At 71.9% G+C, this 19,455-nt stretch carries 17 protein-coding genes and 1 pseudogene; 10 read left to right on the forward strand and 8 right to left on the reverse strand.

What is annotated here, in order from left to right:
• The first annotated feature begins 64 nt into the window (after positions 1 to 64).
• Positions 65 to 2,500, forward strand: coding sequence for a right-handed parallel beta-helix repeat-containing protein (locus tag GAS53_RS11200; RefSeq protein WP_192583069.1), 2,436 nt, complete (start codon positions 65 to 67; stop codon positions 2,498 to 2,500).
• 12 nt (positions 2,501 to 2,512) lie between these two features.
• On the opposite strand, the gene GAS53_RS11205 is transcribed toward GAS53_RS11200, so the two are convergent.
• Positions 2,513 to 4,906: a lipase family protein gene (locus GAS53_RS11205; protein ID WP_151477352.1), complete on the reverse strand. Its 2,394-nt coding sequence runs from the start codon at positions 4,904 to 4,906 to the stop codon at positions 2,513 to 2,515.
• Between the two features lie 291 nt (positions 4,907 to 5,197).
• On the opposite strand from GAS53_RS11205, the gene GAS53_RS11210 reads away from it, so the two are divergent.
• Positions 5,198 to 6,034 (forward strand): DeoR/GlpR family DNA-binding transcription regulator, encoded by an 837-nt coding sequence (locus tag GAS53_RS11210; RefSeq protein WP_151477353.1) that lies wholly within the window; start codon positions 5,198 to 5,200, stop codon positions 6,032 to 6,034.
• Between the two features lie 126 nt (positions 6,035 to 6,160).
• A complete protein-coding gene (locus tag GAS53_RS11215) occupies positions 6,161 to 6,643 on the forward strand; it encodes an SRPBCC family protein (RefSeq protein ID WP_151477354.1) in 483 nt (160 codons plus the stop codon).
• Between the two features lie 71 nt (positions 6,644 to 6,714).
• Here the strand turns inward: GAS53_RS11215 and GAS53_RS11220 are convergent, their stop codons facing one another.
• Complete coding sequence (locus tag GAS53_RS11220; protein WP_318721945.1) at positions 6,715 to 7,854, reverse strand: L-cysteine desulfhydrase Cds1; 1,140 nt, start codon at positions 7,852 to 7,854, stop codon at positions 6,715 to 6,717.
• A 330-nt stretch (positions 7,855 to 8,184) separates the two neighbouring features.
• On the opposite strand from GAS53_RS11220, the gene GAS53_RS11225 reads away from it, so the two are divergent.
• A complete protein-coding gene (locus GAS53_RS11225) occupies positions 8,185 to 8,508 on the forward strand; it encodes a hypothetical protein (RefSeq protein WP_151477355.1) in 324 nt (107 codons plus the stop codon).
• Positions 8,509 to 8,723: 215 nt separating this feature from the next.
• Positions 8,724 to 9,257, forward strand: coding sequence for an ATP-binding protein (locus GAS53_RS11230; protein WP_151477356.1), 534 nt, complete (start codon positions 8,724 to 8,726; stop codon positions 9,255 to 9,257).
• A 56-nt stretch (positions 9,258 to 9,313) separates the two neighbouring features.
• On the opposite strand, the gene GAS53_RS11235 is transcribed toward GAS53_RS11230, so the two are convergent.
• From GAS53_RS11235 to GAS53_RS11245, 3 genes are read right to left on the reverse strand one after another with little or no spacing between them, the layout of a single operon-like run.
• A complete protein-coding gene (locus GAS53_RS11235) occupies positions 9,314 to 11,875 on the reverse strand; it encodes an ABC transporter permease (protein ID WP_151477357.1) in 2,562 nt (853 codons plus the stop codon).
• Positions 11,872 to 12,648: an ABC transporter ATP-binding protein gene (locus GAS53_RS11240; protein WP_151477358.1), complete on the reverse strand. Its 777-nt coding sequence runs from the start codon at positions 12,646 to 12,648 to the stop codon at positions 11,872 to 11,874. The genes GAS53_RS11235 and GAS53_RS11240 overlap by 4 nt, the downstream gene beginning before the upstream one ends.
• A complete protein-coding gene (locus GAS53_RS11245; protein ID WP_151477359.1) occupies positions 12,645 to 12,947 on the reverse strand; it encodes an SHOCT domain-containing protein in 303 nt (100 codons plus the stop codon). Before GAS53_RS11245 ends, GAS53_RS11240 begins: the two co-directional genes overlap by 4 nt.
• A gap of 169 nt (positions 12,948 to 13,116) precedes the next feature.
• Here GAS53_RS11245 and GAS53_RS11250 point away from each other — a divergent pair, with 169 nt between their 5' ends.
• The 4 genes and pseudogenes from GAS53_RS11250 to GAS53_RS11265 all read left to right on the forward strand — a co-directional run.
• On the forward strand, positions 13,117 to 13,695 hold the full coding sequence (locus GAS53_RS11250; RefSeq protein WP_225858859.1) for a TetR/AcrR family transcriptional regulator: 579 nt from the start codon (positions 13,117 to 13,119) through the stop codon (positions 13,693 to 13,695).
• 17 nt (positions 13,696 to 13,712) lie between these two features.
• Positions 13,713 to 14,297, forward strand: a complete 585-nt coding sequence (locus GAS53_RS11255) for a DUF4865 family protein (protein WP_151477361.1) — start codon at positions 13,713 to 13,715, stop codon at positions 14,295 to 14,297.
• Positions 14,294 to 15,211, forward strand: coding sequence for a phosphotriesterase family protein (locus GAS53_RS11260; protein ID WP_404829206.1), 918 nt, complete (start codon positions 14,294 to 14,296; stop codon positions 15,209 to 15,211). Before GAS53_RS11255 ends, GAS53_RS11260 begins: the two co-directional genes overlap by 4 nt.
• Positions 15,212 to 15,232: 21 nt before the next feature.
• Positions 15,233 to 15,415: pseudogene (locus GAS53_RS11265) on the forward strand (transcriptional regulator); the annotation flags it as partial.
• 28 nt (positions 15,416 to 15,443) lie between these two features.
• On the opposite strand, the gene GAS53_RS11270 reads toward GAS53_RS11265, so the two are convergent.
• Together GAS53_RS11270 and GAS53_RS11275 are read right to left on the reverse strand one after the other, a co-directional pair.
• A complete protein-coding gene (locus GAS53_RS11270) occupies positions 15,444 to 16,685 on the reverse strand; it encodes an ROK family protein (protein ID WP_151477362.1) in 1,242 nt (413 codons plus the stop codon).
• Positions 16,686 to 16,733: 48 nt separating this feature from the next.
• Entirely contained in the window at positions 16,734 to 17,408 is a 675-nt protein-coding gene (locus tag GAS53_RS11275; RefSeq protein ID WP_151477363.1) for an alpha-ketoglutarate-dependent dioxygenase AlkB family protein, read from the reverse strand.
• 108 nt (positions 17,409 to 17,516) lie between these two features.
• On the opposite strand from GAS53_RS11275, the gene GAS53_RS11280 reads away from it, so the two are divergent.
• Positions 17,517 to 18,674 (forward strand): methyltransferase, encoded by a 1,158-nt coding sequence (locus tag GAS53_RS11280; protein ID WP_192583070.1) that lies wholly within the window; start codon positions 17,517 to 17,519, stop codon positions 18,672 to 18,674.
• A 3-nt stretch (positions 18,675 to 18,677) separates the two neighbouring features.
• Here the strand turns inward: GAS53_RS11280 and GAS53_RS11285 are convergent, their stop codons facing one another.
• A complete protein-coding gene (locus GAS53_RS11285) occupies positions 18,678 to 19,454 on the reverse strand; it encodes an AraC family transcriptional regulator (protein WP_151477364.1) in 777 nt (258 codons plus the stop codon).
• Between the last annotated feature and the right edge of the window lies 1 nt (position 19,455).

A 19,455-nucleotide genomic window follows, 5' to 3' on the forward strand; every position in this document is an offset into this window, starting at 1 on the left:
GGCCGGGTACCGGGGAACGGCCTCTCAGGGCCCGCGTACGACGAGGTGGGGGCACAACAGCGCCATGGCACAGGGCACGGTCCAGGTGACGCACGCCGGTACGTCGCGGTGGCGGCGCCGCACGGGTGAGTACGCATCCCTCGCCGCCGCCCTGGAGGCCGCGGCCGACGGTGATGTCCTCACTGTCGCCGCCGGGACCTACCGGGAGAACCTCGTGGTCCAGCGGGCGGTGACGCTGCGCGGCCCCGAGGGCTCGCCCGGTTCCGTGCGCATCGCGCCCGTCGACGGAGTGCCGCTCACCGTGCGTGCCTCAGCCGTGGTCCAGGACCTGCTCGTGGAGGGCCAGGACTCGGCCGCGCCCGCGCTGCTCGTCGAAGAAGGCACCCCGGAGCTCATGGACATCCGGATCGTCACGCGGTCCGCGGCCGGCATCGAGGTGCGCGGCGGCGCGCGTCCGACGGTTCGGCGCTGCACGGTGGACAATCCCGCGGGCGTCGGCATCGCCGTACTGGACGGCGGGGGCGGGGTGTTCGAGGAGTGCGAGGTCGTGGCGGCCGGCCAGTCCGGTGTCTCGGTCCGTGGCGGCGGCCATCCGCGTCTGGAGCGCTGCCGGGTGCACCACACCTCGGGCGCGGGCCTGGCGGCGACCGGCGAGCAGTCCGCCCTGGAAGCCGTGGGCTGCGAGGTGTACGAGGTCAGGGGCAGTGGCGTACAGGTCACCGCGCGGGCCACGGCGCACCTCACCGACTGCGATGTGCACCGCACGACCGCGGACGGCATCACGCTCGACACGGACGCCGTACTGACCCTCGCCGACTGCCGTATCCACGACATCCCGGAGAACGCGGTCGACCTGCGCTCCCGCTCGGTCCTCACCATGACCCGTTCCACCGTGCGGCAGTTCGGGCGCAACGGCCTGTCGGTGTGGGATCCCGGGACCCGCGTGGACGCCAACCAGTGCGAGATCCACGACAGTACGGGCGACTACCCCGCGGTGTGGGTCAGCGACGGCGCGACGGTCGTGCTCGACTCCTGCCGGGTGCACGACGTGCCGGACGCCCTGTTCGTCCTCGACCGCGGCTCGCGCGCGGACGTCGTCGACAGCGATATTTCACAGGTGCGCAACACGGCCGTGTCGGTGAGCGACGGCGCCACCGCGCAGCTCGACGACTGCCGGATCCGGGACGCCGCGACGGGCGCCTGGTTCCGCGACCACGGCAGCGGCGGAACGCTGAACGGCTGCACCGTGGACGGCACGCAGACCGGCGTGATCGTCACCAAGGGCGCCGACCCCACCATCGAGCGGTGCACGGTCACCTCACCCGCGGAGGCGGGCTTCTACGTGTCGGCCGGCGGCCGGGGCAGCTTCCACGGCTGCCGGGTCACGGGCAGTGGCGGCTACGGCTTCCACGTGCTCGACGGCTGCCGTACGACGCTGAAGAAGTGCCGTACGGAGCGGTGCGCGCGCGGCGGTTACGAGTTCGCGGACGCCGGCGGCGACCAGGCGTCCGGCACGGGACCTTTGGTCGAGGACTGCACGAGCGACGAGAGCGCCGGCGTGCGGGCTCCGGCGCACGAGACCGCCATACAGACCACGGGCCAGTCCCCCGGTCTGCTGGGGGCGATTCCGGGTCAGCGCATCACCGAGCAGGAGCCGCTCGTCACTCCCCAGGAGTCCGAGCAGCCCGCCCGCACCTCCAAGGCTGTCCTCGGTGAACTGGACGCGCTGGTGGGTCTGGAGAGCGTCAAGCGCGAGGTGCGGGCCCTCACCGACATGATCGAGGTGGGCCGCCGCCGCCAGCAGGCGGGCCTCAAGGCGGCCTCCGCGCGGCGCCATCTGGTATTCACCGGCTCCCCCGGCACCGGCAAGACGACGGTCGCCCGGCTGTACGGCGAGATCCTCGCCTCGCTCGGAGTCCTGGAGAAGGGGCATCTCGTCGAGGTCTCCCGGGTCGACCTGGTCGGCGAGCACATCGGCTCCACGGCCATCCGTACGCAGGAGGCCTTCGACAAGGCGCGCGGCGGGGTGCTGTTCATCGACGAGGCGTACGCCCTCTCGCCGGAGGACTCGGGGCGCGACTTCGGCCGTGAGGCCATCGACACGCTGGTGAAGCTGATGGAGGACCACCGGGAGGCGGTGGTGGTGATCGTCGCGGGGTACACGGCCGAGATGGAGCGCTTCCTGTCGGTCAACCCCGGTGTGGCGTCCCGCTTCTCACGGACCATCACCTTCAGCGACTACGACTCCGAGGAGCTGCTGCGGATCGTGGAGCAGCAGGCCGAGGAGCACGAGTACCGGCTCGCACCGGGCACGCCCGAGGCGCTGCTCAAGTACTTCACGGCGATCCCGAAGGGGCCCGCGTTCGGCAACGGCCGTACCGCGCGGCAGACCTTCGAGGCGATGGTGGAGCGGCACGCGGGGCGGGTCGCCCAGCTCCCCGAGCCGAGCACGGACGACCTCACCCTGCTGTACGCGGAGGACCTCCCGGAGCTGCCCTGAGAGGCCCTGGCCCTACGTGGGCGACGGTTCCAGCTCGGGCTCCCGCGGCTCCTCGGGCCCGCCTTCCGGGCGCTGCCCCGGGACCTCCGGCCTCAGCCGGGCCAGCAGCTTCTCGCGCTCCTCGGCGAAGGCGGGGTCCGCCTGGTAGTCGGAGTGCCCGAGGATCGGCGCGGGCAGCGGGTGCTCCTCGGTGCGGCCGTAGGCGAGGGGGTCCTTCAGGGCCTCGCGGTCGACCTGGGGGCCGCAGTCGCCGGGCAGCCCGACGGGACCGCCGATGGGATCGGTGGCCCGGTACAGGTTGCGCCAGCAGTCGACGTCGCGGTGCAGGCTGCTGAGCGCGGCGGGCCCGAAGTGGGCCGGGAACCAGCGCCCGTAGAGCCGCTCCAGGGGTGAGCCGTAGGTCAGCAGCGCGACTCGCTTGCGTACCGACGGCTTCAGCTGCCAGGCCGCGGCGGCCGCGAGGACGCTGCCCTGGGAGTGGCCGGAGATGACGAGGCGGCCGCCGGTGGCGCGGGTCCAGGTGGCCATGCGCCAGGTCAGGTCGGGCACGGCGCGCTCGGCGTAGCAGGGCGGCGCGAAGGGGTGTGCCGCGCGTGGCCAGAACGTGCCGACGTCCCACAGGATGCCGATGGTGCGCCGGGCCGAGGGGTCCTTGTAGGCGCGGCGGCCCCAGGTGACGAACAGTATGAAACCGACCCCGATCAGCCAGGAGCCGAGCGCCTGAGCGGTCTCGGCCCCGCCCCGCACGACGGCGTACGCGCCGTCCGCGGCCTTGTCCGGCGTCTTGTCGGTGGCCATGGCGCCCACGAGAGCCAGGGCGCCCAGGAGCAGCGTCACGAGGGAGGTGATGCCGATGATCCGGGGGGCCCGGTCGGTGAGGGCGGCCATCGCGCGCGTGCGCGCGATGCGGCGGGTGCGCTCGGTGTCCCTGGGCTCGCCCTGGTAGTCCCCGTCCACGGCGGCCGTCTCGAGGCGGCGCAGCTGCACGGTGCGCCAGGCCAGCCAGCCGACGAGGACCAGCAGGACGATCAGCAGGGGCGGGATGACGGACGCCTGCCAGGTGAGCAGCACGGGCGGGCCGTCGATCGTCCCTCCGGTGCCGTCCAGCCAGTCGGCGACGCGCTGGGCCACGCCGCCGGACATCACGCCGCCCAGGGCGCAGGCCAGCATCGCGACGGCGGGCCCGGCCAGGCCGCGCATCGCGGTACGGGTGTCCGGGTGGGTGCGGTACAGGAGGTGGGCCACCACGCCGAGCGCGATCACGAGCAGGCCCTGGACGAGGGCGATACCGCCGAAGGTCGCGTCGCCCGGCAGCCGGCCGTCCGATCGCCAGCCGGGGCGCGACCAGCCGGCGTACACGAGGGTGAGCGCGAGCAGGATGAGCGAGCCGACGGGCAGCCAGCGCACCAGAGTGGCGTCGAGGTGCTGGTCGAGCCGCTTCTCGCTGCGACCCCGGCGGCAGACCACCCACAGCACAACGGCCGCGCCCACCACGAGCGTTGCGTTCAAGAGCCACCCGAGCGCTTCCAGGGCGAGCGGCCCGCCGGTCTCGCGGTCGTGGCGGGCGGCGGAGGTGCCGACCGCGGCGACGACGGTCAGCAGGCCCGCGGCGGTGTGCGCGGCTCGCAGCCGGGCCACCAGCCGGCGCCCGTACCAGAAGCCGGGGCGGCCGAGCCCGGCCCGGCTGTGCTCCTCGTCGGGCTCGGCCCGGCGCGACATCGGCTGCTGGGACTCGTACGCGCTCCAGGTGCGCTGCGAGAGATACCAGAGCAGGCCGGTGAGGGCCGCGGGCACCAGGGAGGCGAGGGCCAGGCGGCGGCCCGGCTGGCTCCACCAGCTGTCCCGGTCACCGGGGTCCGCCGGGGAGAGGAAGCCCAGCCAGGAGTGCTCCTCGGCGCATCCGCGTTCGCCCGCGCACTGCCAGGCGGCCAGGTCCAGGGCGACCTCGCAGGCGGCGGCGACCAGCAGCACCGTCAGGGTCAGGCCGGCGAGGCGGACGAGCAGGCCGTAGAGGCGTACCGTCCGCCTCCGGTTGTCGCTCACGGTGGGCCGCATCCAGTGGGCGAGGTTGACCACCATGAACGGTAAAAGCAGCAGCCACAGCGCGCGCGAGCCGTTGCCGGAGGTCAGATTGCACCAGACGTACGCCTCGGGCACCGGCTTGCCCCGGTACTCCTCGGGCCGTTCCTCCGCCTCCTTCTCCCAGGCAGCGTCGTCGGCGCGCCGGAAGACCGCGGCCGTGTCGTCGCCGGTGATCCGGACCGTGCGCGGATCGTTCAGCATCTCCTCGGGCGTCGTACCGCCGACGCCGTGCACCAGAAGTTCGAGCGCGGTGTCGGCCGTCGCGGGCCGCCGCTCGGAACCGTTCGCCTCATTCGTCGAGGCATGCCCCTGTGGACGCTCCACTGTGTTCTGCTTCCCCCGTGCTGCCCGTACGGCATGTGTCATGTGCAGATACAAGGATCCCGCCTCGGGGACCCGCGCGCACCACTCGTCACGGAATCTCCCCGATCCGTGTGACCATGCGAACGGAAGATGACAGCGTGACGTGTGCGCTTCAGTACAGGCAGTGGCGCGACCTGCGGTGACCCGTGCGAGGATGGGGCATCCTGTGGACCGGAGGTGAGGAGAATGTCCTTGTCGGAGGGGGTTCGGGGACATGTCGGGCGTGTTGAGGCGAAGGGAACCGGAGCAGGCGTGAGTGAGAATCAGAACCTCCTCGCCGAGCAGCGGCGCGCTCTGATCCTCGACGAGGTCCGGCGGCGTGGCGGTGTCCGCGTCAACGAACTCACCAGGAAGCTCGGCGTGTCCGACATGACGGTCCGCCGCGACCTCGACGCGCTCGCCCGGCAGGGCGTGGTGGAGAAGGTGCACGGCGGCGCGGTCCCGGTGGTCGAGGCGAGCACGCACGAGCCCGGCTTCGAGGCCAAGTCGGGTCTGGAGCTGACCGCCAAGGAGGACATCGCGCGAGCCGCCGCGGCGCTCGTGGCGCCGGGCTCGGCGATCGCACTGTCGGGGGGCACGACGACGTACGCGCTCGCCCATCAGCTCCTCGACGTGCCGGATCTGACCGTGGTGACCAACTCGGTGCGGGTCGCCGACGTCTTCCACGCGGCGCAGCGCACCTCGGGTCAGCGGCAGGGAGCGGCGACGGTCGTGCTGACCGGCGGGGTGCGCACACCGTCGGATTCGCTGGTGGGACCCGTCGCGGACCAGGCCATCGAGGCGCTCCACTTCGACGTGCTGTTCCTGGGTGTGCACGGCATATCGGTGGAGGCGGGCCTGTCCACGCCGAACCTGGCGGAGGCCGAGACCAACCGGCGGCTCGTGCAGTCCGCACGGCGTGTCGTCGTGGTCGCGGACCACACCAAGTGGGGCACGGTGGGCCTGAGTTCCTTCGCCTCGCTGGAGCAGATCGACACGCTGGTCACGGACGACGGGCTGGCCGCCGAGGCACGTGCGGAGATCTCCGAGCATCTGCGGCGGCTGGTAGTGGCGGGCGAGCCCGAGGACAATACGGACACGGACGCCTGAGGGCGGTACAGACATCTGACGGACCGCCAGCTATGGTGACCGTGCCCTGTCAACCGCCTCGTTGCGGGGCTTCATCCGCATTAGTTCCAGTTCGTTCCCGTTCGTACCAGCGAGGGGGTTCCGTACATGGCACACCGACTGCGCCCGGTGGGACTCGATTTCGTCGAGACCGCTCCCCTGCGTCTGGTGTTCGCGAGAGAGGTCACCTCCCCTCCCGAGGCGGTCTATCGCGCGCTGGCCGAGGACGTGGCCGGCTGGCCCGAGTGGTTCTCAGCGGTGACCCTGGCCCGGTCGATCGGGGACGGCACCGGGCGCCAGATCCGCCTCAAGGGCGGAACACGCTTCCAGGAGACGGTCATCGCGGCCGAGCCCTCCGAGGTGTACACGTACCGCGTCGACGTGACGAACGCTCCCGGTGTCCGCGCCCTCGTGGAGGAGTGGCGCCTCACCCGGGACGGCACGGGTACGCGGGTGCAGTGGACGTGGGCCGCCGACGGAACGGCGGCGTTCCGCTTCGCGGTGAAACTGGGCAGGGCGGGCTTGGGCAGAGCGTTTCGCGACGCGGTGACGAAGCTGGATCGGAGACTGAGCTCCACGCACGCGCCCTAAGGGGCGCGGGGAACTGCGCGACCAGCCGCGGACGGCCCGCAGCTTCGGAAATGCCCACCGCCATGGACCACTCAATCCGGCCAAACCCCCGTAGCCAACAACGACTCGATCGCGCCCGCATACGGCCCGATGTCCAGTCCCTGACCAGCCAGCCACTCATCCGAGTAGTACTTGTCCAGATAGCGGTCCCCGGGATCACACAGCAGAGTCACCACGCTCCCCGTCCGGCCGGCCGCCACCATCTCGGCAACGATCTTCAGCGCACTCCACAGCCCCGTACCGGTCGAGCCCCCCGCCTTACGCCCGATCGCCCGCTCCAGCGCCCGCACGGCAGCCACACTCGCCGCGTCCGGCACCTTCATCATCCGGTCGATGGCCCCCGGCACGAAGCTCGGCTCCATGCGCGGCCGCCCGATGCCCTCGATGCGCGACCCGCAGTCGGTCGTGACGTCCATGTCACCCGTGGTCCAGCCCTCGAAGAAACAGGAGTTCTCCGGATCGGCCACACAGATACGGGTGTTGTGCTGCATGTAGTGCACATACCGGGCGATGGTCGCCGACGTGCCGCCGGTGCCCGCCGTGGCGACGATCCACGTCGGCTCGGGGTAGCGCTCCAACTCCAGCTGCCGGTAGATCGATTCCGCGATGTTGTTGTTGCCGCGCCAGTCCGTGGCCCGCTCCGCGTAGGTGAACTGGTCCATGTAGTGCCCGCCGGTCTCGGCCGCGAGGGCCGCCGACTCCTCGTACATGGTCCGCGGGTCGTCGACGAAGTGGCACTGTCCGCCGTGGAATTCGATCAGGCGGCACTTCTCGGGGCTGGTGGTGCGGGGCATGACGGCAATGAAGGGCACCCCGATCAGCTTGGCGAAGTACGCCTCGGAGACGGCCGTGGAGCCGCTGGACGCCTCGATGACGGGGCGGCCCTGGCGGACCCAGCCGTTGCACAGGCCGTACAGGAACAGCGAGCGGGCCAGGCGGTGCTTGAGGCTGCCGGTGATGTGGGTGGACTCGTCCTTGAGGTACAGGTCGATGCCCCACTTCTCGGGCAGCGGGAAGCGCAGGAGGTGGGTGTCGGCCGATCGGTTCGCGTCGGCCTGGACCTTCCGGACGGCTTCTTTGAGCCAGTGCCGGTACTCCGCGTCGCTGTGATCGACATCAAGTGTGGCGATCGGCTCATGCTGGTGGGGGCGGGCCTGCTGTGGGGTTGTCACGGCGGGGCTCCTTCGGGTTGCGCCGACGCCGGGTCACACGGTCGGACGCTTCGATCATAAACAGCTTCCGCACGCTTCTCACCTGCATAAACACACCTTTGAGTACCTCAAAGGAACCCCTGGCGCAGCTCGGCACGGATGGTGGGGGGCGCATTCGCGCGAGTGCGCCGATGAGCACGTGTGACGCCGTCATGCGCACTGGTGCTCGACGCCGGTGACAGGCAGACTGCACCGAACGGGACGACGATTCCGTGCGGGGATGCACACTGGATCAGGATCCACGCCGGATCACGACAGGGCACCACCGAAGCGCACAAGGGGGCGGGGCACATGGCGGAGCCGGAGTTCACGGCCACAGGCGTGCGGATCGGCAAGAGGCTGCGTTCGCTCACGCGGGCCGGACAGGTCCGGATCAGCGACGGCAGGCTGGAGTTGCTCACCAGTTACGGCAGCGAGATCGACAGCGCGCCGGTGCAGGCGGTCCGGGCGTCGAAGCCCTGGTTCGCCCATGAGGACCGGGCGTTGGCGGACGTCAACGGCACGCGCTATCTGCTCACCCTGGGCGATCACGACCCGGCGCCGGGGGAACCCGGCCCACCGGCGGCCAGCCGGTTCATCGAGGCCGTGCGCAAGGCGGCGGGGCGCGGGCGCTGAGAGTCCGGCCGCCGCACGTCCAGTTGCCAGGAATGTCGCGAGTTGCGGGGCCGCACCTCCTGGGTCACGCTGTTCTCACGTCACTCTGGGTTTACCGGCGATAACGCTGCGAACCAGCCCGCCGGCACCACACAGCAGGCGGTCGTTTGCACGCAGGCCACCCGCTGGATCCGTACTCCGTCTTCTTCCGGACCTCAATTCGGGGAGTCGCAGCCGTGATCAGCCAGCCAAGCAGGCATTGCACGGTGGAGCTCCAAGCCCTGCCGTCGCGGATCGGCCAGGTCCGCAGAATCGTCTCTGCGCAGTTGCGCTACTGGCATCTGGACCCCTTGATAGACCGCGCCGCGCTCGGTGTGACGGAGCTGTTGACCAACGTCCACCGGCACGCGAAGCCCGACAAGCTGTGCACCGTGGAGATCGAGCTGCTGCTCGACCGGCTCACGGTCTCCGTGCACGACAACGACCCCCGTATGCCCGAGGTGCGGGACGCCGACTCCTCCGAGACCTGCGGACGCGGCCTCGCGATGGTCGCCGCGGTGAGCGAGAGCTGGGGTGTGCGGCCGGACGGCGAGTCGGGCAAGGTCGTGTGGTTCACACTTCCGGCGCACTCTCCCACGACGGCGCTGCCCGTCTGCCCGACATACGGCGCGGCCGCGGAGTCGCCTGCCCGCACCTTCGCGGAGGTGGAACACGCCGCCGACGCGCTCAGGGCCGGACACGCTCCCGCCCGGTCGGCCGTTGCCGGCTGACCGGGCGGTGACCGGGGCCTCCTCCGTCGCTCGGTGGCGAAGGCCCGCCGTTCGGTCTACTCGGTGGCGATGGCGCGCAGTACGTCGAGGCGTGCGGCCCGCCGGGCCGGGCGCCAGCCCGCGAGGGCTCCGGCGGCGAGGCCCACCAGGGCCACCACCGCGAGCTGGACCGGCGGCACCGCGAAGGCGAAGGCGCTGTCGGACGCTCCGTCGGAGGCCTTGACGAGCACCCAGCCGAGGAACCCGCCGAGCGCGAGTCCGCCCACCGTGCCGAACGCGGCGACCAGCACCGACTCCCAGCGGACCATGGCGCGCAGCTGCGACCGGGTCTGCCCGACGGCCCTCAACAGGCCGAGTTCGCGGGTGCGTTCGTGGACCGCGAGCGTCAGCGTGTTGGCGATGCCGAGCAGGGCGATGAGCACCGCGAGCGCGAGCAGTGCGTAGACCAGGGTGAGCATCATGTCGATGCCGCCGGCCGCGGACTGCGCGTACTCGTCGCGGGTCTGCACCTCCGGATTGCCGTACGCCGCCGCGGCCTTCTCGACCGCCGCCTTGCCGTCGGCCGCGCTCACGCCGTCCTTGAAGGAGACGGCGACGAGCGTGTCGGAGTCCTGAGTGCGGTGCGGGGCCCAGGCGTCGCGGGTGATGACGTAGTCGCCCGCGAGTTCCGACTGGCCGTAGACCGCGCGGACGGTGAAGGTCTCCTTCTCGCCGTCGGTGAAGGCGAGTTGGGCGGTGTCGCCGGTCTTGAGGCCCTGCTTGTCGGCCTCGTTCTCGGTGATGGCGATGCCGTCGGTGCCGAGGTCACGCATCGAACCCTGGACGTCGCCGAGGTCGAAGGTCCGCTCCAGTGCGACCGGGTCGGTGACCGTCAACGCCCGTCCCTTGCCGTCGACTTCGGCGACGCCGCGGCCGAGTCCGACCGCCGTGCCGACCTCGGGCCGCTCGGCGATCGCCGGAGCGAGCTTCGGGCTCAGTCCGCTGCCCCCCGCGCCGAACGACGGGGTGCTCACGGCGACGTCGCCCGCGAAGGACCGTGCCACCGTCTGGTCCATGGTCGCCTTCAGCGAGGCGCCGAAGACCGTGAACAGCGACACGACGGCGACGCCGATCATCAGGGCACTGGCGGTGGCGGCGGTGCGCTTGGGGCTGCGCAGGGCGTTGCGCCGGGCGAGTCCGCCGGTGACGCCGCGCAGCCGGTCGAGCGGGCTGCCGAGAACGCGAACGGCGGTGGTCGACGCGACCGGGCCCAGGACCACGAAGGCGGCCAGCGCCAGGATCGCACCGGAGCCCGCGAGCCACAGCGACGGGCTGACGATGACGCCGGTCAGTGTGATGGCGACCGCCAGCGCGGCGAGACCGGTGCCCACGACGGCGCGGGTGCGGGACGCACCGGACTGGTCGACGGCCGTCTCGCGCAGTGCGGCGAGGGGTGCGGTGCGCCCGGCGCGTACGGCGGGCAGCAGCGCGGAGCCCAGGCAGACCACGATGCCGACCGCGAGCGGCAGCAGCATGGACAGCCCGCTGATCACCAAGTCGCCCTCGGGGAACGGGAATCCGATCGCCGGGAACAGCGCCTGCAGCCCGGCCGCGATGCCGATGCCGCCCGCGAGACCGGCGGCGGACGCGGTCACGGCGACCACGCTCGCCTCGACGAGGGTCGACGCGGTGACCTGGCGGCGCGAGGCGCCGAGGGCGCGCAACAGGGCGTTCTCGCGGGTGCGTTGGGCGACGACGATCGCGAAGGTGTTGTGGATGGAGAAGGTCGCGACCAGCAGCGCCACACCGGAGAACACCAGCAGGAAGGTGGTGAAGAGTGTCAGGAACTGACCGGAGATCATGTCGGTGTTCTCCGCTGCCAGCTCCTGCCCCGTGATCGCCTCGACTCCCTTCGGCAGTACGGGAGTCAGGGCGTCGACGAGTTCCCGCTCGCCGGTGCCGGGCCCGGCCCGCACCAGGATGCTCGCGGCCTCTCCGGGCTTCGCCGTGAGGTACTTCTCGGCGTCGGCCTGCGTCATGCCGGTGTAGGTCACCTGCGCCATGCCGTCCTCGCCACCGAAGGTCGCGAGGCCGACGATCGTCACCTTGACCGGGTCGGGCGTCCGCAGGGTCGTCGTGTCGCCGATCTTCAGGTCGCCCTGCTCGGCTGCGCCGCGGTTGACGACGACCTCGCCGGACTTCGACGGGGCGCGTCCTTCGGCGAGTTGGTACGCATTGAGCTTCGTGTCGTCGATCCAGTTGCCCGCGAGCGTGGGCGGACCCGCGCCGCCGATGGGGTCGCCGTCGGCGCCGATGAGCTGGCCCGCGCCCTGGATGTCGGGCACGGCGGCCGCGACACCCGGGGCCTTCTCGATGGCCGTCACCAGGTCGGTGTCGACCGGCTGGCGTACGCCCTGGCTCTCGCCCGGCGTGGTGATGGTGTTGGCGCTGCGCACAACGGCGTCGGTGCCGCTGGTCGCGTTGCCGAACATCGTGTCGAAGCTGGCCCGGAGTGTGTCGCCCATGACGAGGGTGCCGGCCAGGAAGGCGACACCGAGCAGCACCGCCAGGAACGTACCGGCGAAGCGCCGCTTGTGGGCGCGCAGGGACGACGCGCTGATGCGCACGGAGGCGTTCATGAGGGTGCCCCCTTGCTGTCGAAGGCCTTCATCCGGTCCAGGACCTTGTCGGCCGTCGGGGATTCCATCCGGTCCACCAGGCGGCCGTCGGCGAGGAAGACGACCTCGTCGGCGTGCGCGGCGGCGACCGGGTCGTGGGTGACCATGACGACCGTGCGGTCCATCTGGCGTACGGCCCGGCCGAGGAGGTTCAGGACCTCCTCGCCGGAGCGCGAGTCGAGGTTGCCGGTCGGCTCGTCGGCGAAGACGACGTCAGGTTGTCCGGCGAACGCCCTTGCCACGGCGACGCGTTGCTGCTGTCCGCCGGAGAGCTCGGACGGACGGTGGTGCAGCCGGTCGCGCAGCCCCACGACGTCGACGAGCGCGTCGATCCACTCCCCGGACGAGCCGTCGCCCCTGCCGCCCGCGAGGTCCATGGGCAGCGTGATGTTTTCCGCGACCGTGAGCGTCGGCACCAGGTTGAACGCCTGGAACACGAAGCCGATCCGGTCGCGGCGCAGCAGCGTGAGGCGACGGTCGTCGAGCCTGCTCAGCTCGGTGTCGCCGATGAACGCCGCGCCCGAGGTGAGGGTGTCCAGGCCGGCCGCGCAGTGCATCAGGGTGGACTTGCCGGAGCCCGAGGGCCCCATGATCGCGGTGAAGCGTCCGGCCGGAAAGGTGACGCTCACCCCGTCCAGGGCCCGTACGGCGGTGTCGCCGCTGCCGTACACCTTCACGGCGTCGGCGACACGTGCTGCGGTCTGTGTGCCCTTCGTCGCGGTCGCGGTGCTCATGCCGCACCGCCCTTGCCCGTACGCCCGAACTGCTCGTCCAGGACGGAGAGCCGCCGCCAGTACTCGTCCTCGTCGATCTCCCCGGAGGCGAAGCGCCGGCCGAGCATCGCGATCGGCGAGTCGCCGGTCGGGCGGGCGTCCGGGTGGCCGTGGTCCATGCCGCGCCACGGGCCGCGGCGGCCGCGCCACACGGTTCGTCGGAGGACGGTCACGACGCCGATCACGACGGCCGCCCAGATCAGCGGGAAGAACAGAATCCACGGGCCGGGCCCGCCGTCCCAGTGCGCCAGGGTCTGCATCTGAAGTCATCTCCTCGGTTGGCTGTTCCGGTGATGCTTCGAGACTCGCGCCGGGAGGGGGTCCGGGTCGTCGTACGGCCAGCGGCAGTGCGCGTACCTCCGCGGGAGTACGAACGGGGTCCTGGGCTGCTCCCTCGACTCTGTACCTACTAGTATGTACAGTGATTTCATGAGCACCCCGGAGCGACTGATCGAGGCCACCCGCGAGCTGCTGTGGGAGCGCGGGTACGTGGGCACGAGCCCCAAGGCGATCCAGCAGCAGGCGGGCGCCGGTCAGGGCAGCATGTACCACCACTTCACGGGCAAGCCCGATCTGGCGCTGGCCGCGATCCGGCGCACGGCGACGGAGATGCGCGCTACCGCCGAGGGAGTACTCGGCGGCCCCGGTTCCCCGTACGAGCGCATCGAGGCCTATCTGCGCCGCGAACGCGATGTGCTGCGCGGCTGTCCGGTCGGGCGGCTGACCATGGACCCGGACGTCATCGCGAGCGACGAGTTGCGCGCGCCCGTCGACGAGACGCTGGACTGGCTGCGCGAGCGGCTCGCCGGACTCGTCGAGGAAGGCCAGGAGCGGGGCGAGTTCGCGCCCTCGCTGGACGGTGAGGAGATCGCCGCGACGATCGTCGCCACGGTCCAGGGCGGCTATGTGCTGGCGCGCGCGTCCGGGTCGACCGTCGCCTTCGACACGGGAGTTCGCGGGTTGCTGTCGTTGCTCACTCTCAATTCGCCCACCCGTACAGCCGGTTAGAGCCGTTGGAGGCTTCGATGCACGCCCTGCAGTACGAGATCACGCTGCCCGCCGACTACGACATGGACGTCATCCGCGGCCGGGTGTCCCGCGTCGGGCACCTGCTCGACGACTGGGACGGACTCGGCCTCAAGGCCTATCTGATGCGCGAGCGCGGAGTGGACGGCTCGCCGGTCAACCAGTACGGGCCGTTCTATTTGTGGCACACCCCCGAAGGCATGAACTCCTTCCTCTGGGGGCCGGGCTTCCAGGGCCTCGTGAACGACTTCGGGCGCCCCGTGGTGCAGCACTGGATGGGCCTCGCCTACGAGGACGGGGGCGCCGCCGATGTCACGCCCGAGGTCGCGGTGCGCCGGCGCGTGAGCATCCCGGAAGGAGCGCAGCTCGCCGAGGTGACGGAGGAGGCCGTACAGGAGACGCGGCGGCTGGCCGCGCTGGACGGGGCCGTGGGTGCCGCTGTCGCCGTCGACCCGCGTCACTGGGAGCTCGTGTACTTCTCGCTCTGGGCCCATGACGCGCCCAAGGCGACCGGTGAGGTGTACCGGGTGCTGCATCTGTCGGCACCGGAGCGCGACCGGCTGCCGTGGGGAAGGCAGTGGTGACCACGGGCCGCGCCGTCCGTACGGTCCTCGGGGATGTCTCCCCAACGGAGTTGGGGGTGTGCGACGCGCACGACCACCTGTTCCTCAGCAGTCCCCAGCTCCCCGGCCAGGAACTGCGCGACGCGTCCGCGGCGCGCGCCGAACTGCTCGCGTTCCGCGAGGCCGGCGGCGGGAGCGTGATGCAGTGGACGCCGTACGGCATGGGCCGCCGGGCCGCGGACCTCCCGCTGCTCTCGCGCGACGCGGGGGTGCATGTGGTCGCCGCGACGGGACTGCACCAAGCCGTCCACTACACACCGGAGTTGCTCGACCGGTTGCGCGGCAGGCTCGCCGGCCTCTTTGTGTCGGAGCTGACGGAGGGCCTGGCCACTTCGGGAGTCAGGGCGGGGTTCATCAAGGTCGCCGGCGGCTTCCACGCCCTGGACGCGCACGCCCGCTGGACGATGACCGCGGCGGCCGAGGCGCACCATGCGACGGGTGCGCCCATCGCCGTGCACCTGGAGCTGGGTACGGGTGCGCTCGACGTACTCGACCTGCTGTGCGGGGAGTTGAGGGTGGCGCCGGACCGGGTGATCCTCGGTCATCTCAACCGTTTCCCCGACCTGGTGGTGCACCGGCAGGCGGCGGAGGCCGGCGCCTATCTGGCTTTTGACGGGCCGTCGCGCGCGAACCACGCCACGGACTGGCGCATGCCCGATGCCGTACGGGCCCTCGCGGACGCCGGGTTCGGCGACCGACTGCTGCTCGGCGGGGACACGACGACGGCCGGGGCCCGCTCGGTGAACGGCGGGCCGGGGCTGCCATATCTCCTGCGCCGGGTGCGCCCCAGGCTCGAACTCGCCCTGGGGGAAGGGCTGGTGGAGCAGATGCTGACGGAGAACCCGGGGCGGGCGTACGCCGTCGAGTGGGCGTAGGCCCGCCGTCCACGGCCCGGCGTCCTCGACCACAGCGCGGTGCGCGACCGGCTGACGGTGCTGGCCGCCACTCCCCCGCCGGAGCCGTTCCCGATCGGTCTGTGTGTGCGTCGGGCCGATCTGCGGCGACCGTTGGTGGCGGCGCTGTGGAGCCTGACCGACGTTTCCGCCCATGCCGCCGATGCCGCCGGCGCTCGGACCTGAGCGAGAGGCTCGGGCCCGAGCAAGGTACTCAGGCTTGCGACAAAGCCGCGATCGGGTCGTCGAGTACCGGCTGCCACGCCAGCTCGGCCGCTCCCACCAGGCTGTTGTGGTCCAGCGTGCAGGCGAGGATGGGGACGCCGCCGCTCTGTCCCCACAGGCTGCGGTCGGCCACGACGGCGCGCAGCCGCTCCGGGTCGGCGTCGAGCAGGGTGCGGTGCAGTCCGCCGAGGATGATGCGGTCCGGGTTGAGGATGTTGACCAGACCCGCGAGTCCCAGGCCCAGCCGGTCGATCAGTGCCTCGGCGGCCGTGCGGACGGTCGCGTCGGCGTACTGGCTGCGGATCAGGTCGTTGGCCTGCTGGAGCAGCGACACCTCGGGACCGGGGTCGCGGCCCGCCGCGGTCAGGAAGGCGAGCGGGTCCGCCTCGACGTCCAGGCAGCCGCGGCTCCCGCAGTGGCAGGGGCGGCCTTCCGGGTTGACCGTGAGGTGGCCGACTTCGAGTGCGAGCCCCGAACTGCCCGTGTGCAGACGCCCGTCGAGTACGAGCGCACCGCCGACACCCCGGTGTCCGGTGGCCACACACAGCAGGTCGCGGGCGCCGCGGCCCGCGCCGTGCCGGTGCTCGGCGAGCGCGGCGAGGTTGACGTCGTTGGCCGCGAACGCCGGCCCCGCGATCCCGGCCGCGCGGACGCGCTCCGCGAAGATCTCCCGTACGGGTGCGCCCGCCGGCCAGGCCAGGTGGAGCGGATTGAGGGCCGTGCCCTCGGGTTCGGCGACGGCCGACGGTACGGCGAGGCCTGCGCCCACGCAGCGGCGTCCTGTCTCCCGGAGCAGCTCGGCGCCCGCCTCGACAACCGAGCCGAGCACCTTCGCCGGGTCGGCGTCGACGGTCTCGCAGCCGGGTGCGGTCGCGACGATTCGTCCGCCGAGGCCGACCAGGGCGGCGCGGAAACCGTCGGCGTGCACCTGGGCGGCGAGGGCGACGGGGCCGTCCTCCGCGAGTTCGAGGCGGTGCGAGGGGCGGCCCTGCGAGCCGGCGGCCGCGCCGGGGCGCGCGTCGACGTGGATCAGTCCGAGCGCTTCGAGTTCCGCGGCGACCGCTCCCGCCGTCGCGCGCGTGACGCCCAGCTCGGCGGTGAGTACGGCACGCGTCGGCGCGCGTCCGGTGTGAACGAGCTCCAACGCGGGCCCGAGCGCACCCCGCCCTCGGTCCAGCCGTGTCCTGGTACTTCCTTCTCCCGCCGCTCTGGGGGCCGCATTGCCGCTCATGAGGGCGAGTCTCCCATGATCCGGTGGTCCGGTGGCCGGTCCGGCTCTCTAGAAGCCGCTCACCCGCAGGGTCACGTTCAGACGGCCGGTCAGTCCCAGCTCGGGCGGCGCCGTGCCCGCGTGCACGCGCGGTACCCCGTGGTAGGCGAGCCGGGACGGCCCGCCGAACACGAACAGGTCGCCGCTGCGCAGCTCCACGTCCGTGTAGGGGCGAGTCCGCGACTCGGTGTTGCCGAAGCGGAAGACGCAGGTGTCGCCGAGGCTCAGCGACACCACCGGTGCGTCGGACTTCTCGTCGCTGTCGCGGTGCATGCCCATGCGGGCGTCGGCGTCGTAGAAATTGATCAGCGCGATGTCGTACGGGGCCGGCACCTCGCCCGCGTGGGCATCGCCTCCCGAGGTTTCGCCGCCGAAGGCATCGGCCACCGCCCCGCGCCCCAGTTCGCCTAGCCACGTGGGGACCTCCTTCACCGGCGCCCCGTCCCCGTCGACGACCGTGCGCGCGTACCCGTACGGGTACCAGTGCCAGCCGAGGCAGACCTGCCGGGAGGTCATCGTGCCGCCGCCCGGCGTACGGACCGTGCGCAGCCCGGCGGGCGGGCGCGCCCAGGCGCGGCAGGCCTCGAGGAGTTCGCGCTGGCGCTCGGGAGTCAGCCAGTCCGGCAGGTGTACGGCACCCGGCGCGACCTCCGTCCGGGCCCGGGGAAACAGCTCGGCGTCCATGGCTCCCATCCTCGCGCACCGCGCGCCCAGGACCTGTCCGACCCTGATCCGCGGACAGGCCATGGCCGCCGAAACCCCCTGATCTGCGCCTCAGCTAGCCTGGACCCAATGACCGACCGTATGACGACCCCCTCGGCCGAGCTGACGCTGGCGCGCTTCCCCGAGGACTCCCGTGACCAGCTCCGTGCGTGGGACGCCTCCGACGAGTATCTGCTGAGGCATCTCGCGGACAGCGGCCAGGCGCTCGAGGGCGCGGTCGTCGTGGTCGGCGACCGCTGGGGCGCCCTCACCACGGCCCTTCGGGCACACCGGCCGGTGCAGATCACCGACTCGTACCTGACCCGGGAGGCGACCCGGGCGAATCTGGCGCGCAACGGCGCCGACCAGGACTCCGTACGTCTGCTCACCACCCAGGACCCGCCGCCGGACCGTGTCGACGTGCTGTTGGTCCGCGTACCGAAGAGCCTCGCGCTTCTCGAGGACGATCTTCTGCGTCTGGCGCCCGCCGTGCACGAGGGGACGGTCGTCATCGGCACCGGCATGGTCAAGGAGATCCACACCTCGACGCTGAAGCTGTTCGAGCGGATCATCGGCCCGACGCAGACCTCACTGGCCGAGAAGAAGGCCAGGCTCATCTTCTGCTCACCGAATCCGGGGCTCGCGCGGCCTGCGAACCCCTGGCCGCACCGCTACGCGCTGCCCGACGACGTCGGTCCCGTCTCCGGCCGTACCGTCGTCAACCACGCCGGCGTCTTCTGCGCGGAGCGCCTGGACATCGGCACCAGGTTCTTCCTCCAGCACCTGCCGTACGAGGGCGGGGGCGAGCGCGTCGTGGACCTGGGCTGCGGCAACGGCGTGGTCGGTACGGCGGTGGCGCTGGCCCGCCCCCGGGCCGAGGTGCTGTTCGTGGACGAGTCGTACCAGGCGGTGGCCTCGGCGGAGGCGACGTACGGGGCGAACATCGACGACACGGCGGAGTACGGCAAGGCGGAGTTCCGGGTCGGCGACGGGCTGGACGGCGTCCCGGACGAGAGCGTCGACCTCGTGCTGAACAATCCGCCCTTCCACTCGCACCAGGCGACGACCGACGCCACGGCATGGCGGATGTTCACCGGCGCGCGCCGCGCACTGCGGCCGGGCGGCGAGCTGTGGGTGGTCGGCAACCGTCATCTCGGCTATCACGTGAAGCTGCGGCGCCTCTTCGGCAACAGTCAACTCGTCGCGAGCGACGCGAAGTTCGTGATTCTGAAGGCCGTGAAGGAGTAGGGCTCAGGCTGGGCCCGGCTCCCCGCGCAGGGCGCGTGGCGACGCGCCCAATTCACGTCGGCACGCCTTGTTGAACGCCTGCAGGTCGGGAATGCCGACCGACGCGGCGACTGCCGGGATCGACAGCGTCGAGGCCCGCAGCAGGTGGTGGGCGCGGTCGAGTCTGCGGCGGCGGATGTAGGCGACGACCGTGCCTCCCGTCGTGGCGCGGAAGAGCCTGGTCAGGTGGTTGTGCGAGACACCCGCGGCACGGGCCACGGCGGGCACGGTGAGCGGGGCGGCGAGGTTCGCCTCGACGTACGCGATCGCGGCGGTGACGGCCGGGTGCGGGCCGGGGCGTTCGGCGGCCGGGGCGAGACGGGCGATGCGCCACAGAGCGGTCCAGATCTCGGCCCGCGTACGCTCCGGCTCGCCCGGTACGGACGCGACCGCCTGGAGCAGCAACCCGGTGAGCATGGGGAGTTCGGGTCCGGCGTCCTGCATCACGGGGACGGTGCGCGGCGGCCCGACGGCGGCGATGCGCAGATGCGCGTAGAGGTGTTCTGAGCGGCCCTGGTAGCGGTAGCGGACCGTCGTGCCGGGCGGTACGAGACTGACCCGGCCGGGGCGGATGACGTGCGGTGTGCCGTCGACGGTCAGCTCGGCCTCGTACTGGTACAGGTGCAGCTGCCACAGCTCCGGCAGCCGGAAGACGTCCGTGCGGCTCGCGACGCCGTGCACGCCGACGCCCGCGTTGGCGACGACGGGCGGCTCCCCGAGGTGGATCTCCGTCTCCCGCATG

The sequence above is a fragment of the Streptomyces albicerus genome (genome assembly GCF_008905045.1).
In the GTDB taxonomy this organism is placed as follows: domain Bacteria; phylum Actinomycetota; class Actinomycetes; order Streptomycetales; family Streptomycetaceae; genus Streptomyces; species Streptomyces albicerus.